Below are 15,673 nucleotides of genomic sequence, written 5' to 3' on the forward strand. Positions count from 1 at the left end.
CTATGTGCGGTTACTCCCCCAGCGCGATGGTCGTGTTTCAGTCCCGTCGTGATAGCACGATCGTTGGTTCGCCATATATCGCCGGACGGATCACCGATCGATCGACGATCACTGTCGAACCCACACACGACAGTCCTTCACTCCTTACGGAGTGTGGCAAGCGCCGTGCTCGCGTCGGCGGTCGTCCGATAGCCGCGCTCGCCGGCGACCTCACAGGGTTCGATCAGTCCAGCCGCCCGGAACTCTCCACAGAGACCGTGGAGATCGCTTTCACAGAGATCGTACGCCAGGAGATCGCGGACCGCGACCGGCCCGCGAACGTCGATTTCGTGAAGTAGCCCGAGCGCGCGGTCGTCGGGCACGGCGCTCATCAGTCGGCGAACCGGCTCCGAGATCGCGCTGGCGGCCGTGTCGAGTGCCGATTCCTCGGGGAGGGCTTCGAGGCGGTCGGTGGCGAGGCTGCGCTCCTCGCCGGTCACGGGATCGCGCACGCGGCTCGATTCGCCGGAGCGACGGACGAGGAGATAGCGGTCGCCGTCGTCGGTACGAACGGTCTGCATGGCGCCGTTTGGAACCGCGTCCCGTTAGCGGTTCTGATAGGCACGGTAGCGGCGATAGCCCGAGAGCAGCGCCACGATTCCGAGGGCGATCGCGGTCGCACCGAGTTGCCACTGGCCGCGGAAGACGCCGACCATGAGACCGAGAGAGATCGCGAACAGGCCGATGTTGACCGCGACGACCGCACCCCAGAACGCCCGCGCCAGCCCTGGTGGCACGTCGGTGTCGCCGATCTCGGGGATCGAAACCGAGGGAACGTCCTTCGTCGCGTCGGGGATCGACACCGACGGCGTCTCGGGGGTGTACTCGGCTTCGGGGTCCGGCTCGTCCGGCTCGAACCGGTCGATCGAGCCGTCGACGGGATCGTCGGACACGGTATCGACATCGTGTCGTCGCGAACAACCGTGTTTCGGTTCGTCGTGGCCGACCGCCGGTGTTTTTACCGATGGTGGCGAAGGGCGGTCATGACCGGGACCGAGCAGGCGACGCTTGGGGACAGCGCCGCCGACGAGACGGCGGCCGCAGGGACGGCGGCAGCGGCGGCGCGGACGGTCGCCGGCGACGGCGGCGACGAGGCCGAACTCGTCGATCCGAGCGCCCGCCGCTACCCCGACCCCGATGGGACACTCGATCTCGCCGTCACGCAGGTCGACTACACCATCGAGGGATCGGGCAAACGGGAGACGCCGATCATCCACGTCTTCGGGCGAACCGACGAGGGCGAGGCCGAACACGTCCGCGTCCACGGCTTCCGGCCGTACTTCTACGCGCCGACGGCGAACCTGGATGGTGAGTTCGATCACGACCGCATCACCGGCTCGGAGGAGACCGACGAGAACGGCGAACAGTACGAGAGCATCCGAGGTGAGAAACTCACCAAAGTGTTCGGCCAGACACCGCGCGACGTCGGCCAGATCCGCGATCGGTTCGATCACTACGAGGCGGACATCCTCTTCCCGAACCGGTTTCTCATCGACAAGGACATCGGCGGCGGCGTTCGCGTCCCCGAACGCCGCGCGAGCGACGACGCGCTCGTCGTTCCCCACGAGGAGGTCGAAGCGACCGAGATGGAGGCCGACGCGCGCGTCTGCACCTTCGATATCGAGGTCGACGACCGCTCAGGCTTCCCCGAGGACGGCGAGGAGACGATCATCTGTCTGTCGAGCCACGACTCGCGCACCGACGAGTACGTCGTCTGGCTCTACGAGGCTAGCGAGGGGATCGGCCCGGACGAACTCGACGGGTACGAGGGGATCGAGGAGGAGATCGACGCCGTCGTCAACCGCTACGGCAGCGAAGAGGCGATGCTCGCTGCGTTTCTGGACTACATCCAGAACACCGATCCCGATATTCTGACGGGGTGGAACTTCACCGATTTCGACGCGCCCTATCTCCTCGATCGACTGGAGGTGCTCGGCGGGGCCGACTGTGAGAGTCACGATCTCGATCCGAACCGGCTCTCGCGGGTGAACGAGGTCTGGCGCTCGGACTGGCAGGGCCCCGACGTCAAGGGCCGGGTCGTCTTCGACCTGCTCTACGCCTACCAGCGCACGCAGTTCTCCGAGCTCGATTCCTACCGACTCGACGCCGTCGGTGAGGTGGAACTCGGCGTCGGCAAGGAGCGGTATGCAGGGTCGATCGGCGATCTCTGGGAGGAGAACCCCGAACGGCTGCTCGAGTACAACCTTCGGGACGTCGAGCTCTGCGTCGAGATCGACCGCCAGCAGGACGTGATCCCGTTCTGGCAGGAAGTCGCTTCGTTCGTGGGGTGTAAGCTCGAGGACGCCACGACGCCGGGTGACACGGTCGACATGTACGTCCTCCACGAGGCTCACGGGAAGTTCGCGCTCCCGTCGAAGGGCCAGCAGGAGGCGGAGGACTACGAGGGTGGCGCGGTGTTCGAGCCCATCACCGGAGTCAGGGAGATGGTGGCGGTGCTCGACCTCAAGAGCCTCTATCCGATGTGCATGGTCACGACGAACGCGAGCCCGGAGACGAAAGTCGATCCCGAGAACTACGACGGCGAGACCTATCACGCGCCCAACGGCACTCACTTCCGGAAGAAGCCGGACGGCATCATCCGGGAGATGGTCGACGAGCTGCTCGCCGAGCGTGACGAGAAGAAGGCCCGGCGGGCCGACCACAGTCCGGGCAGCGGGGCGTACGAGCGGTTCGACCGCCAGCAGGCCGCCGTCAAGGTCATCATGAACTCCCTCTACGGGGTGCTCGGGTGGGAACGGTTCCGGCTGTACGACCGCGAGATGGGCGCGGCCGTGACCGCGACCGGCCGCGAGGTCATCGAGCACACCGAAGACGCTGCGAACGAACTGGACTATCAGGTCGCGTACGGCGACACTGACAGCGTCATGCTCGAACTCGGCGGCGACGTCGCCAAAGAATCGGCCATCGAGCAGGCCGGCACCATCGAGTCGCACATCAACGACTCCTACGACGCCTTCGCCAGCGAGCAGTTGGGAGCCGACGAGCACCGCTTCGAGATCGAGTTCGAGAAGCTCTACCGCCGGTTCTTCCAGGCAGGCAAGAAGAAACGCTACGCCGGCCACATCGTCTGGAAAGAGGGCCAGGACGTCGACGACGTCGACATCACGGGCTTCGAGTACAAGCGCTCGGACATCGCCCCGATCACCAAGAACGTCCAGCACGACGTGATCGACCGCATCGTCCACGGCGAGGATCTGGACGACGTCAAGCGCTACGTCCGCGAGGTCATCGAACGGTTCGAGGACGGCGACGTGGACATCGACGAGGTCGGCGTCCCCGGCGGGATCGGCAAACGCCTCGGCAACTACGACACCGACACCGCCCAGGTCCGCGGCGCGAAATACGCGAACCTCCTCCTGGGAACGAACTTCCAACGCGGCAGCAAACCCAAACGGCTCTATCTCGACCGCGTCGACGACCGCTTCTTCCAACGCATCGAATCCGACCAGCCCGAGATCGCCGAGGACGACCTCTACCGCGAGTTCAAACGCGACGTGAGCAACGGCGACGGCGTCATCTGCTTCGAGTACGCCGACCAGATTCCCGAGGAGTTCGCCATCGACTGGCCGAAAATGCTCGACAAGACGCTCAAGGGCCCGATCGCGCGCGTTCTCGAAGCACTCGACATCTCCTGGAACGAGGTCAAATCCGGCCAGACACAGACCGGGCTCGGGAGCTTCACCTGAACCTTTTTACTGCGGGGGGATCGCGCCCTGCGGGCGCTCAACCCCTTGCAAAAAGGTTCATCAAAAACTCCCGCTCGCTCCCTCTGGTCGCTCGCGGCGAACCGCGCTCGCTACGCTCGCGCGGACACTACACGCTCACACCGCAACTGCACCGCCTCCGCCGAAGCCCTCGGCCGCTTCGCGGCCTCGCCCTTCATCCACCAGGAGAGCCTGCTCCCCTGAGCCTGCGGTCGCTCTGCGACCGCAGACACCAGGCGTCGCCCACTACCAAAACGCGGTCGCGGACCGCAGCCGCAATCGCTTCCTACTGCTCGATCGCTGGCACACCCGCGACCGTCGCGCCCGCCGGAACGTCCTCGGCCACGAGCGAGTTCGCGGCCACGCGCGCGTCGGCACCGATCTCGACACCTGGGAGGACGATCGCCCCCGCGCCGATCATCGCGCGCTCGCCGACGACGACCTCTCCCGTTCGGTACTCGTCCTGAAGGAACTCGTGACAGAGCAGGGTCGCGTCGTAGCCAACGATGGCGTCCTCGCGGAGGGTGATCAGCTCCGGCCAGAAAACGTCGGGTGTGGCTTCGAGACCCCACGAGACGCCCCGTTCGACGGTGACGCCGATGCGCCGGAGCGCCCAGTTCTTGACGCGCAGTGAGGGCGCGATGCGCGCGACGAGGACGAGAACGTAGTTGTAGATGATCCGCCACGCGCTCTTCGCGTCGGGCCAGTGCCACAGCGAGTTCCGCCGTCCCGGCGTCGAATGCACTGTGAGGCGATCGTGACGGCCCATCAGCCCTCGTGGCCACGCAGCTCGGCCATGTGACCGATCCGGGATTCGACGAGATCAGCCGTCCCGATGTCCTCGCGCACCCGCAGACCGTCCGTGTCGGCCGCATCGAGCGCATCGGCCGCGATCTGCTCGGCTTCCTCGATACTTTCGGCGAGTCCGACGACGGCGAACGCTCGCGAGGTGGTCGTGTAGACGCCGTCGTCGCGCTCGTCGACGCTCGCGTAGAACAACAGCGCGTCACCCGCACTCTCGGAGTCGATCCCGACCTTCGCACCCGCGTCGGGATTCTCTGGATAGCCCGCCGGCACGGCATACTTGCAGACGGTCGCCCGCTCGTCGAAGGCGAGTTCGGGGAGCGAATGGCCGTCGCGGGCCGCCGTGAGAACGTCGAGGAAGTCGGTGTCGAGCACGGGCAAGGTGTTCATCGCCTCGGGATCGCCGAAGCGCGCGTTGAACTCCACGACTGTCGGTCCGTCGGCCGTGAGCATGAACTGGCCGTAGAGCACCCCCGTGTAGTCGTCGAGGGCGTCGACCGTCTCCTCGATGATCGACACGGCCGCGTCGTAGTCCGCCTCGGTCATGAACGGGAGTTCGCGTGTGGCGGCGCTGTAACTCCCCATTCCACCCGTGTTGGGCCCCTCGTCGCCCTCGTAGGCACGCTTGTGATCCTGGACGGCTGGCGTCGTGCGCACGTCGCCGTCGGCAACGAACGCCTGCACGGTGAACTCCTCGCCGACGAGGCGCTCTTCGAGCACGACACGGTCGTACTTCGACTCGCGGAGGTACTCCTTCGCTTCCGCAGGGGTGAGCTGCTCGCCGATGACACGTACGCCCTTCCCGCCGGTGAGGCCGGCGGGTTTCACGACCAGATCGCCGTCGCTGTCGTCGATGTGCTCGCAGGCCCGTTCCATGACGTCGAACGTCGCGAACTCGGGACAGCCGGGGATGTCGTGCTCGCGCATGAACCGGCGCTGATAGGCCTTGTCGGTCTCGATGCGCGCCGCGTCGGCTTTCGGACCGAACGGGAAGACCCCGCTCTCGGCGAGCGCGTCGGCGACACCTGCCTGGAGGGGGGCCTCGGGACCGACGACCGCGAGCGTCGCGTCGACCCCTTCGGCGTAAGCGACGACGGCCTGCGGGGTCGTCGTGTCGAGCGTCTCGAACCCCGCCGCGAGGGCGGCGATCCCCGGGTTCCGGGTGCCCGCACAGCCGTAGAGCTCCGCGTCGCTGTCGGCGAGGGCGCGCGCGATGGCGTGTTCGCGACCGCCGCCACCGACGAGAAGCACGGTCTCGTGCATGTGCAGTGGGGCCGGCGCGGGCGACCTAAGCGTTGTCCTTCACAGACTGATTCGGATCGCGGGGACGCGATCGATCGTCCGAGTGGACAGCAGGACGGCTCAGAGATCGATCGCTGTCGCAAGTTCCTCGTCGATACCGCCGCCGATCTCGAAGAGTCGTCTCATCTCCTCGTCGGCGAGTTCGAAGTCGAAGACGGCACTGTTCCGCTCGATGTGATCGGGGTTCGACGACCGCGGGATCGTCGAAACCATCGGCTGCTGGAGCAGCCACCGGATCGCGACCTGCCGCACCGTCTTTCCATGCGTCTCGGCGATGGTTACGAGCTCCTCGTCTTCGAGTGCCGAGCCGAGCTTGAGCGGGCTGTAGGCGGTGAGCATCACCTCCTCGTCGATGCAGAACGGGAGGAGATCGGGCTGGTGATCGGTGAGACTGTACTCGACCTGGTTGGTGAGGATCGGTGCCGTCGAGTGGTCGATCGCGTTCCGTGTCTCTTCGACCGAGAAGTTCGAGACGCCGATATGCTCGACGAGACCCTCATCGACGAGTTCGTCCATCGCGTCGAGCGTCTCCTCGTGAGGGACGTTCTGATTGGGCGAGTGGATGAGCAACAGATCGACGTACTCCATGCCGAGCCGATCGAGGCTGTCGTGCGTCGAGTCGACGACCGCCTCGTGGGCGCGGTTGTCCCGTGTCAGCTTCGTCGTCACGAACAGCTCCTCGCGCGCGACGTCCGACTCGTCGATCGCCGCCCCGACCGCCGACTCGCTGTCGTACATCTGTGCGGTGTCGATGTGTCGATAACCGGCCGCGAGCGCCGCTTCGACGGCCTGTTGGCGCTCCTCGTCGGTGTCCATACCGGCAGTACCGAAGCCGAGCGCGGGGACGTCCACACCGTCGACCGTGACGTGTCTCATACTCCGGCATCGCGGGCGACAGTCAAACGATTGTCGGGGTCGGTGGTGAGGACGAAGAAGTGTGGGGGAAACACGAGCGAGGCGAACATCGAGTGATCACTGCGGAATTGCCGTTCGGCCGAGCCATCACGGTCGGTTGCACTCGCAGGCACGACCGCTATTCGGCTCTCGATCGTGTTCTCAGTGAGGTCAACACCGATGTTCTATCACGACGACGAACTCCAGTACGAGGTGGAAGTCGAGGAGCCGAACCCGCGCTTCGCGAAGATGCTCCAGCAGGCGATCGGCGGGGCCGAAGGCGAGATGCGCGTCGCGCTCCAGTACATGTTCCAGGCCTTCGCGGTGCCGGCCGAGAAAAAGGAGTATCGCCAGCTCCTGATGGAGACCGCGACCGAGGAGCTCGGCCACATCGAGATGCTCTCGACCGCCGTGGCGAAGAACCTCCAGGGGGCCTCGAACGCACAGCGCGAGGAGGCCCGAGAGGACCCGGTCATCGCCGAGATGATGGACAGCGGCCAGCCTCGACAGGCGCTCTCGGCGGGGCTCCACGCGATGCCGGTCGACTCGAACGGCGCACCCTTCTCCGGTGGCTACGTCGTCGCCAGCGGCAACCTCGCCGCCGATATGTACGCGAACGTGATGGCCGAGTCTACGGGCAGGTTGCTCGCCACGCGCCTCTACGAAATGACCGACGACGAGGGAATGCGGGACATGCTCTCGTATCTCATCGCGCGCGATACGATGCACCAGAACCAGTGGCACGCCGCGCTCGAGACGATGGACGATCACGTCCCTGTTCCGAACAGTTTCCCCCAGGAGAAGGAAAACCAGGAGCACAACTACGAGTTCATGTCCACGCACGTCGAGGACCGACCGGATCCCGAGCAGCGCTGGACGCAGGGCGAGTCGATCGACGGCAACGGCGAGTTCTCCTACGGCGAGCAGCCCGGCGGCGGCGAACCCGACCTCGACGAGGTCATCGACGCGATGCACAACGAGATCAACCAGGAATAGCCGTCGTCCAGGTTCCCGTTCAGGGTCAGGCATCGGAGCGTGATCGCGGCGGGATAGAAACGACGAGCGCGCCTGCCACGTCTTTATACCGTCCGAGCGAGAGGTGACGATATGGCAGACGTGACCATCGACATGAGTGACCGATCGCTCGAAGAGGCCGCCGCACGACTCGACGAGGCGGACGAGAGTGCTGCCGGCAGCCCACTGACCGTCGCGCTCGAAAACCTGGATCCGCGCGAGGCGATCGGGTTCGTCGAGGGCGCGCTCGATGCAGGCTACGCGGTCTCGATCACCGGGATCGAGACGGACGTCTCGCGCCACGGGTCGGTCATCGAGATGGTCCAGAACGACGCCGAGGTCGTCCACATCGAGCGGCTGACGGCCGAACTCGACGGCTGAGACGTCACGATCACGGGTGGCATCGGAACACTACTCCGCTGAATCGTCGTGTGCGCGCTGTAGCGACTGGTTTTGCAGCGCGGCGGCCGTGTTCTGGATCGAGCGCATCGTGCTCGCCGTCGCCATCACCGAGTTCATCAGCGCCTGCTGGCTCGCGCCGTCGGGATAGAGGCGGTCTTCGAGGAGGATCGAGTGGACGCGGGGGAACTCGCAGGGGTCGCCCTCGTCGTCGAGAAAGGTGTAAAATCCCGGTGCGCCGGCGAGAACCGGGTTCAAGCGCAGCAGGAGTTCCTGGCGGCGCTCCGCGTTCTCGACGAGCGCCGCGACGCGATCGGTGTCGAAGGTACACTCGCCGACGACGCGCAGCGGCCCCCAGGTCTCCTCCTTGATCACGTGCAGGGGCAGTCGCGACAGCTGGAGCTGGAGGTTGTACTCGGTTCCGTCGCCGGATTCGCTCTCGACGTTCTGCACGACCGACTCGTCGAGCCACGCCTCGGTCTGCTCGCGGCTGAGGTGGGTCGCCATCCTCTACTGTGGGCTCGCGCTCGGCAAGAACCTGCTGCCGGCGAGAGCGGGCGATGGTGTTTACCCGTCCGCGGTGTCTATCGAACCCATGAGCACCAGCCGCAACCGACTCGACGAGGAGGCGAGCCCGTATCTCCGCCAGCACGCCGACAACCCGGTGCACTGGCAGCCCTGGGACGACGACGCGCTCGACGCGGCCCGCGAGCGCGACGTGCCGATCTTCCTCTCGATCGGCTATTCGGCCTGCCACTGGTGTCACGTCATGGCCGACGAGAGCTTCGACGACCCGGCGGTGGCCGAACAGCTCAACGAGGAGTTCGTTCCGATCAAGGTCGATCGCGAGGAGCGACCCGATCTCGACCGACTCTACCAGACCGTCGCCGCGATGGTCTCCGGACGCGGCGGCTGGCCGCTGTCGGTCTGGCTCACGCCCGACGGTCGCCCCTTCTATGTGGGCACGTACTTCCCGCGCGAGGCCAAGCGCGGCCAGCCAGGTTTTCTCGACCTCCTCGATTCGATCGCCGACTCGTGGAACGACGAACGCGAGGACATCGAGAGCCGCGCCGATCAGTGGGCCGACGCGATGGCCGGTGAGCTAGAGGGAACGCCCGACACACCGGGTGAGGTCTCCCCGGGACTGCTCGAAACCGCGGCCCAGCGCGCGGTCAGCGAGGCCGATCGCGAGCACGGCGGGTTCGGCCGCGGGCAGAAGTTCCCCCAGACCGGGCGACTCCACCTCCTCATGCAGGCCCACGAGCGAACCGGACGAGACGCCTTCCGCGAGGTCGCCGTCGAGGCGCTCGACGCGATAGCCGACGGCGGACTGCGCGATCACGCTGGCGGCGGTTTCCACCGGTACGTCACCGACCGCGAGTGGACGGTGCCCCACTTCGAGAAGATGCTCTACGACAACGCCGAGCTCGTGCGCGCCTATCTCGCCGGCTATCGCCTCACTGGCGAGGAGCGTTACGCCGAGATCGCCCGCGAGACGCTCGGGTTCGTCGAGCGCGAACTGCGCCATCCCGACGGCGGCTTCTTCAGCACGCTCGACGCCCAGAGCGAGGGCGAATCGGGCGAACACGAGGAGGGCGCCTTCTACGTCTGGACGCCGCAAGAAGTCCACGAGGCGGTCGACGACGAGTTCGCGGCCGACCTGTTCTGCGAGCGCTACGGCATCACCGAGGCGGGCAACTTCGAGAACGGAAAGACGGTGTTGACGATCGACACTACGATCGACGGGCTGGCCGACGAGCACGGAACGACGACCGAGGAGATCGAAGCCGACCTCGAACGCGCCCGCGAGGCGATCTTCGCGGCACGAGCCGATCGCGAGCGCCCGGCGCGCGACGAGAAGATCCTGGCGGGCTGGAACGGGCTGATGATCTCGGCGTTCGCCGAGGCGGGTCTCGCGCTCGATGAAACCTACAGTGAGACGGCCGTCGCGGCGCTCGGTTTCGTCCACGAGCAGCTGTGGGACGAAGACGAACAGCAACTCGCGCGGCGATTCAAAGATGGAGAGGTGAAGATCGACGGCTATCTCGAAGATTACGCCTTCCTCGCGCGCGGTGCGCTCAACTGCTACGAGGCGACCGGCGAGGTCGCGCAGCTCGAATTCGCGCTGGATCTCGGGCGCGCCATCGTCCGCGAGTTCTTCGACGGCGAGGAAGGAACACTGTATTTCACGCCACGGAGCGGCGAGTCGCTCGTCGCCCGGCCCCAGGAGCTCGACGACCAGTCGACGCCCTCCAGTACCGGCGTGGCGGTCGACACGCTGCTCGCGCTGTCGCAGTTCGCGCCCGACGAGGAGTTCGAGGACGTCGCCGAGACGGTGCTCGAAACCCACGCCGAGTCGATCGAGGCGAGTCCGCTCCGACGTGCGTCGCTCGCGCTCGCGGCCGACCGCCACACTGCGGGCTCGCTCGAACTGACGGTCGTTGCCGACGAGCTCCCCGGCGAGTGGCGCGAGCGCATCGGGCGCGCGTATCTCCCCAAACGGCTGCTCGCACGCCGTCCGTCGACCAACGCCGAGCTCGACGACTGGCTCGATCGGCTCTCGGTCGACGACGCGCCGCCGATCTGGGCCGAGCGGACGGGAGAAGACGGCGAGCCGACGGCGTACGTCTGTCGTGCGTTCACCTGCTCGCCGCCACAGACCGAGATCGACGAGGCGCTGTCGTGGGCCGACCGGCTCGCGCCCGAGAGTCCGGGATCGGAGTAGACGCCAGCGTTCTTGATCCCGGCGGGCGAACGCCCGCTATGGACACCGAAACGTTCGTCGAGCGTCTCGACGACCGCCTCGATACTACCGCCTACGCCGATCTCGACGCGAGCGCCAACGGCCTCCAGGTCGCCGGCCCGGACGAGATCGACCACGCCGCCTTCGCGGTCGATGCCGCGATCGAAACCGCCGAGCGCGCCGTCGATGCGGGCGCGGACGCGCTCGTCGTGCACCACGGCCTGTTCTGGGGCGAGTTCGAACGCGCAACCGGCTCCATCCGCGACCGACTCGCACCCTTCTTCGAGCACGACATGGCGCTGTACGTCTCACACCTCCCGCTCGACGGCCACCAGGAACTCGGCAACGCCGCCGGCATCGTCGACGCACTCGCGCTCGACGACCGTGAGCCGTTCGGCGCGCTCGGTGACGAGTATATCGGCCAGTTCGGTCGTTCTACGGGCATCTCACCGGCCGACTTTCACGATCGGCTCGTGACCGAGTGCGGGCCAGAAAACGACGTGACGGCGCTCGAATTCGGGCCCGACGAGATCGAGGACGTCGCCGTCGCGACCGGGGCCGCCGCCGACTGGTTCGAGGAGGCCGTCGAACGGGGTGCCGACGCGTTCGTCACCGGCGAGGGGAAACAGAAACTCTACCACGAGGCGCGTGAGGCCGGCGTCCACGTGTATCTGGCCGGGCACTACGCGACCGAAACCTTCGGCGTGCGCTCGCTCCAGTCACTTGCCGAGGACTGGGGCATCGAAACGACGTTCGTCGACTGTCCGACCGGGCTGTAGTCGCGAGAGCCATTCACTCGGTCGGTGGGTGTCGCGAAACCAGGGAAAACGGAGAGAAGCAGTCGCGGGACGAGTCGAACAGTTCGGGGACAGCCGACGGTGGAAGGGTGTCATAGAACTCTTCACACACCTCATCAGCACCCTGAGAAACGGTGTCTAATAAGCAGCCAGTATTGTCGCAATTCAGAACCAGCGGGAGCGGATCTCTCGACTGGTACGCGGAAACCTTGCCAACCGTTCTATGACACCCTCGACGGTGGAGTTATTTTATCGTCGGGTGCGAGCAGCCTACGCGGATGCGTCCGAACGGTAGCCCCGGCTCACCTGTTTCCACTTCTCGCTGTTGAAGCGGTAGTAGTTGAGCACGGCGGGCACGGTCGTCTCGGCGAGGAAGGCCAGCGAGAGCCCGGCGAGGCCGAGCGAGGTCGTCGCGCCGAGATAGGCCACCGGAACGGCGACGCCGAAGATGCCGAGCAGTTGGCTGTAGAACGTCCAATTCGTGTCGCCGCTGGCGTCGAGCGGGCCGGCGGCCGCGCCCGAGACCCCCCGGAGGACGATGGCGAAACAGGCTGCCGTGACGAGCGAGACCGCCACCGGCACGACCGACGAAGTGGGGTCGCCGACGAACGCGGCGACGATCTCGTCGACGAAGACGAAGACGAGCCCCGCCGAGACGAGGTAGACCGCGACCGCGAACCGAACGATCTCGCGACCGTACGCCTCGGCGGTCTCCTCGTGGCCACTGCCGAGTTCTTGGCCGACCAGGCTGGAGGAAGCGAGACCGAAGCCCCAGCCGGGCGTGTTCATCAATCCCCAGATACGCCGCGCGATGACGTAGGCGGCGACGACGTCGCTACCGAACAGCGCGACGATGACGAGCATCGGGAACTCCGCGACGGTGAAGACGAGTTCGCGACCGATGACGGGCGTCCCGATCGAGACGACGTGGCGGATGTCGGTGCCGAGGTAGCTCCCGCGCGGGTCGATTTGGACGGGAAGCGTGCCGAGACCCGGAAGGCGACCCTTGACGAGTCCGATGGCGAAGAGGCCGGTGACGACCGCGCTCGACAGGACGGTGCCGAGCGCCGCGCCGACGACGCCGAGGCCGAAGCCGAAGATCAACACGGCGTTGATGACGATGTTCGCGAGCGCGCCGGCGCTGCGGAGCATCATCGGCGTCCGGGCGTCGTCGACACCGATATAGACACGGCTGCCGATGAGGTTGAGCGCTGCAAAGGGGATGCCGAGCGCGACGACCTTGAGATAGTCGGCACCGAAGGCGATCGCCGCCGGATCGTCGCCGAGCAGCGAGACCAGCGGGGTGGGGACGAGCCAGAGCGCGGCGACGATCGGCAGCGTGAGCGCGACCACGACGGTGACGCTCGATCGGACGGCGCGATCGATGTCGCCGAGGCGTTTCGCGCCGTAGCGCTGTGAGACGAGCGCGATCGTGCCGGCGGCGATGCCGCCGCCGATGGCGAAGGCGAACCCCCAGTAGGGACTGGCGAAGCCGACGCCGGCGATCGCCGTCGAGCCGAGCGCGATACCGATCATGGCGATGTCGACGGCGTTCTTCGACATCCGGGCGATGCCGGTGATGATGCGTGGCCAGGCGAGTTTCGTCGTGCGACGTGCTCGTTCGGATTCGAGCAATCCGGCACGAACGAGCAGCCGACCGATGTACAGTACGACTAACCGAACGGGGTTTGACGCGCGAAATTTCAACCTCGAAAAGTTCGTGACGGGTGTTTAAAGGGGTTTTCTTTCCCATCGAACTAACATATATAATCGACCGTGATATACTCTCCACAATGACATGACAGCGTGTTCCGCGGCATGGTCGTGTTGGCCTCCACCTTTTTGTACACTGGAGTGAAACGAACGGACGATGGTCGCGACGATCCCACTCGAACGAGCGACGACGGTGATCGAAGCGGGCGAACAGTACGCCGAGGAGATCGGGGTGCCGTCGGTGCTCACAGTGTCGAACGCCGAAGGCAACCTCGTCGCCCAGCACCGGATGGACGGCGCGTGGCTCCCGAGCGTCACCATCTCCCGGAACAAGGCCTACACGGCTGCCGGTCTGAAGATGCCGACGCACGAACTCGCCGAGGCGGTCCAGCCCGGCGGCCCGCTGTACGGGCTCCAGACGAACGACGACGGCCGACTCGTCGTCTTCGGCGGCGGCTTTCCGCTCGAAGTCGACGGCGAGATCGTCGGGGCGGTCGGGTCGAGCGGCGGGATGCCAGACGAGGACGTCGAGATCGCAGAGGCTGCCGTCGAGAAGTTCCAGGAACTGACGGAGTAGCACCACCCGCGCGATCGGGAACTCGGGAGCACCCACGAGCAGATCCCTGACGAGCCAACGCGACGACCGACATTCATATGCCGTCCCTGCGACCACTTCGAGATACAACGCATGAATGTCTCCGGCGCGTATCTCGTGACGCAGGCGAACCGTTCGCGCGACCGTTCGACCGAAGAGATCGTCGCAGCGGCGATCGACGGCGGGGTGACCGCCATCCAGTTGCGCGAGAAGAACGCGACCGTCCGCGAGCGCTACGAACTCGCCGAAGAGCTGCGCAAGCAGACGCGAGCCGCCGACGTCACCTTCATCGTCAACGACCGGGCCGACATCGCGGCCGCCGTCGACGCCGACGGGGTCCACCTGGGCGACGACGATCTCCCGATCCCCGCCGCGCGCGAGGTTCTCGGACCGGAACGCTGTATCGGCCGCTCGGTCTCGACGGTCGAAGCCGCCGAGGCCGCCGAACGCGCGGGTGCGGACTACCTGGGCGTCGGCGCGATCTACGCGACGACCTCCAAGGACATCCCCGACGCCGAAGCGGAGATCGGCACCGAGACCGTCGCCGACATCGTGGCCGCCGTCAACATCCCGATCGTCGGCATCGGTGGCGTCACACCCGAGAACGCTCACGACGTCGTCGCCGCCGGTGCGGACGGCGTCGCGGTCATCTCGGCGATCACCGCCGCCGACGATCCGGCGGCCGCGACGCGACAGCTCGCCGATACCGTCGAGGAGGTGGCTCAATGAGCACGTTCGACGGGCTCGATCTCGCCGACGCTCTGGACGCGGTCGACGAGACCGAACCGCTGGTCGACGCGCTCACCAACGACGTGACGGTCAACGACGTGGCCAACATCGCCCTCCACTGGGGCGGGCTGCCCGTGATGTCCGACGACGAGCGCGAGGTCGGCGAGATGGTCACGGCCGCCGACGCCTGCCTGCTCAACATGGGGACGGTGAGCGAAAGTGGCGAGAGAGCGATGCTGGCCGCCGGCGAGGCGGCGAACGAGGCCGGAACGCCCGTCGTGGTCGATCCGGTCGGCGTCGGCTCGACGTCGACCCGTGATCGCGTCGCCGAGCGACTGACGACCGAACTCGACGTGAGCATCGTCAGCGGCAACTACGGCGAGATCTCCGCACTGGCGGGCGAAGACGCGACCGTCCGCGGCGTCGAATCGGTCGGCGAGTACGGCGACATCGCCGAGACGGCCATCACCTGCGCGCGCGAGACCGACAGCGTCGTCGTCGCCTCCGGCGCGGTCGACATCGTCGCGACCGCCGACGAGGCGTTCGAGCTCCACGGCGGCGACGAACTGCTCGGCTCGGTCGTCGGTACCGGCTGCATGCTCGGGATGACGCTCGCGGTGTTCACCGCTGCGCTCGACGACGAACGGGCGGCGCTCGCCGGCACGCTCGCGTTCGGGCTGGCCGGTGAGGCCGCCGCCGACGAGAGATTCGGCGAGTACGCCGGCCCGGACAGCTACCGGACGTGTTTCCACGACGCAGTCGCCGGGCTCTCAGAGGACGATCTCGTCGCGCCAGCCGAGCGGATCGAACTGGCCGTGCGAAGCGACGAATAGGGAAGGAAAAGCCGCGTTCGCCGGGGTGCTACGGGTGGAGTACTAGCAGCCGTCGCCGTAGCGATACCGGCGAACCGGCGATCGAT

The 15,673-nt window shown here is 66.5% G+C and carries 15 protein-coding genes; 8 read left to right on the top strand and 7 right to left on the bottom strand.

Features of this window, described 5'->3' with window-relative positions; translation table 11 throughout:
• Nucleotides 1–137 precede the first annotated feature (137 nt).
• Nucleotides 138–560 (bottom strand): DUF7346 family protein, encoded by a 423-nt coding sequence (locus tag C451_RS13300; protein ID WP_007741327.1) that lies wholly within the window; start codon nucleotides 558–560, stop codon nucleotides 138–140.
• Between the two features lie 24 nt (nucleotides 561–584).
• A complete protein-coding gene (locus tag C451_RS13305; RefSeq protein WP_007741328.1) occupies nucleotides 585–932 on the bottom strand; it encodes a DUF7322 domain-containing protein in 348 nt (115 codons plus the stop codon).
• Nucleotides 933–1,022: 90 nt separating this feature from the next.
• Here C451_RS13305 and C451_RS13310 point away from each other — a divergent pair, with 90 nt between their 5' ends.
• Nucleotides 1,023–3,746, top strand: coding sequence for a DNA-directed DNA polymerase (locus C451_RS13310; protein WP_007741329.1), 2,724 nt, complete (start codon nucleotides 1,023–1,025; stop codon nucleotides 3,744–3,746).
• A 304-nt stretch (nucleotides 3,747–4,050) separates the two neighbouring features.
• Here C451_RS13310 and C451_RS13315 read toward each other — a convergent pair whose 3' ends face one another.
• From C451_RS13315 to C451_RS13325, 3 genes are all read right to left on the bottom strand, one after another.
• Nucleotides 4,051–4,533, bottom strand: a complete 483-nt coding sequence (locus C451_RS13315) for an acyltransferase (protein WP_007741330.1) — start codon at nucleotides 4,531–4,533, stop codon at nucleotides 4,051–4,053.
• The gene (gene purD, locus C451_RS13320; RefSeq protein WP_007741331.1) at nucleotides 4,533–5,831 is read right to left on the bottom strand and encodes a phosphoribosylamine--glycine ligase; all 1,299 of its coding nucleotides are present in this window, start codon (nucleotides 5,829–5,831) and stop codon (nucleotides 4,533–4,535) included. Before purD ends, C451_RS13315 begins: the two co-directional genes overlap by 1 nt.
• 99 nt (nucleotides 5,832–5,930) lie before the next feature.
• Entirely contained in the window at nucleotides 5,931–6,746 is an 816-nt protein-coding gene (locus C451_RS13325; RefSeq protein WP_007741332.1) for an aldo/keto reductase, read from the bottom strand.
• A gap of 198 nt (nucleotides 6,747–6,944) precedes the next feature.
• Between C451_RS13325 and C451_RS13330 the strand changes: the two genes are divergently transcribed.
• The gene (locus tag C451_RS13330) at nucleotides 6,945–7,760 is read left to right on the top strand and encodes a manganese catalase family protein (protein ID WP_007741333.1); all 816 of its coding nucleotides are present in this window, start codon (nucleotides 6,945–6,947) and stop codon (nucleotides 7,758–7,760) included.
• Nucleotides 7,761–7,871: 111 nt separating this feature from the next.
• Nucleotides 7,872–8,159, top strand: a complete 288-nt coding sequence (locus C451_RS13335; RefSeq protein WP_007741335.1) for a hypothetical protein — start codon at nucleotides 7,872–7,874, stop codon at nucleotides 8,157–8,159.
• Between the two features lie 30 nt (nucleotides 8,160–8,189).
• Here C451_RS13335 and C451_RS13340 read toward each other — a convergent pair whose 3' ends face one another.
• Entirely contained in the window at nucleotides 8,190–8,684 is a 495-nt protein-coding gene (locus tag C451_RS13340; RefSeq protein ID WP_007741337.1) for a hypothetical protein, read from the bottom strand.
• Nucleotides 8,685–8,772: 88 nt separating this feature from the next.
• Between C451_RS13340 and C451_RS13345 the strand changes: the two genes are divergently transcribed.
• Both C451_RS13345 and C451_RS13350 read left to right on the top strand, forming a co-directional pair.
• Nucleotides 8,773–10,902 carry a thioredoxin domain-containing protein gene (locus C451_RS13345; protein ID WP_007741339.1) on the top strand — a complete coding sequence of 710 codons (2,130 nt, stop codon included), beginning with the start codon at nucleotides 8,773–8,775 and terminating at the stop codon, nucleotides 10,900–10,902.
• Between the two features lie 38 nt (nucleotides 10,903–10,940).
• Nucleotides 10,941–11,699, top strand: a complete 759-nt coding sequence (locus C451_RS13350; protein WP_007741341.1) for a Nif3-like dinuclear metal center hexameric protein — start codon at nucleotides 10,941–10,943, stop codon at nucleotides 11,697–11,699.
• 288 nt (nucleotides 11,700–11,987) lie between these two features.
• Here C451_RS13350 and C451_RS13355 read toward each other — a convergent pair whose 3' ends face one another.
• Nucleotides 11,988–13,424: an MATE family efflux transporter gene (locus tag C451_RS13355; RefSeq protein WP_049913117.1), complete on the bottom strand. Its 1,437-nt coding sequence runs from the start codon at nucleotides 13,422–13,424 to the stop codon at nucleotides 11,988–11,990.
• Between the two features lie 163 nt (nucleotides 13,425–13,587).
• Between C451_RS13355 and C451_RS13360 the strand changes: the two genes are divergently transcribed.
• The 3 genes from C451_RS13360 to thiM all read left to right on the top strand — a co-directional run bounded on the left by C451_RS13360 (nucleotide 13,588) and on the right by thiM (nucleotide 15,587).
• The gene (locus C451_RS13360) at nucleotides 13,588–14,007 is read left to right on the top strand and encodes a GlcG/HbpS family heme-binding protein (RefSeq protein ID WP_007741355.1); all 420 of its coding nucleotides are present in this window, start codon (nucleotides 13,588–13,590) and stop codon (nucleotides 14,005–14,007) included.
• A gap of 111 nt (nucleotides 14,008–14,118) precedes the next feature.
• Entirely contained in the window at nucleotides 14,119–14,754 is a 636-nt protein-coding gene (thiE, locus tag C451_RS13365; protein WP_007741356.1) for a thiamine phosphate synthase, read from the top strand.
• A complete protein-coding gene (gene thiM / locus C451_RS13370; protein WP_007741357.1) occupies nucleotides 14,751–15,587 on the top strand; it encodes a hydroxyethylthiazole kinase in 837 nt (278 codons plus the stop codon). Before thiE ends, thiM begins: the two co-directional genes overlap by 4 nt.
• Nucleotides 15,588–15,673 lie beyond the last annotated feature (86 nt).

It is taken from the genome of Halococcus thailandensis JCM 13552, from assembly GCF_000336715.1.
Taxonomy (GTDB): Archaea; Halobacteriota; Halobacteria; order Halobacteriales; family Halococcaceae; genus Halococcus; species Halococcus thailandensis.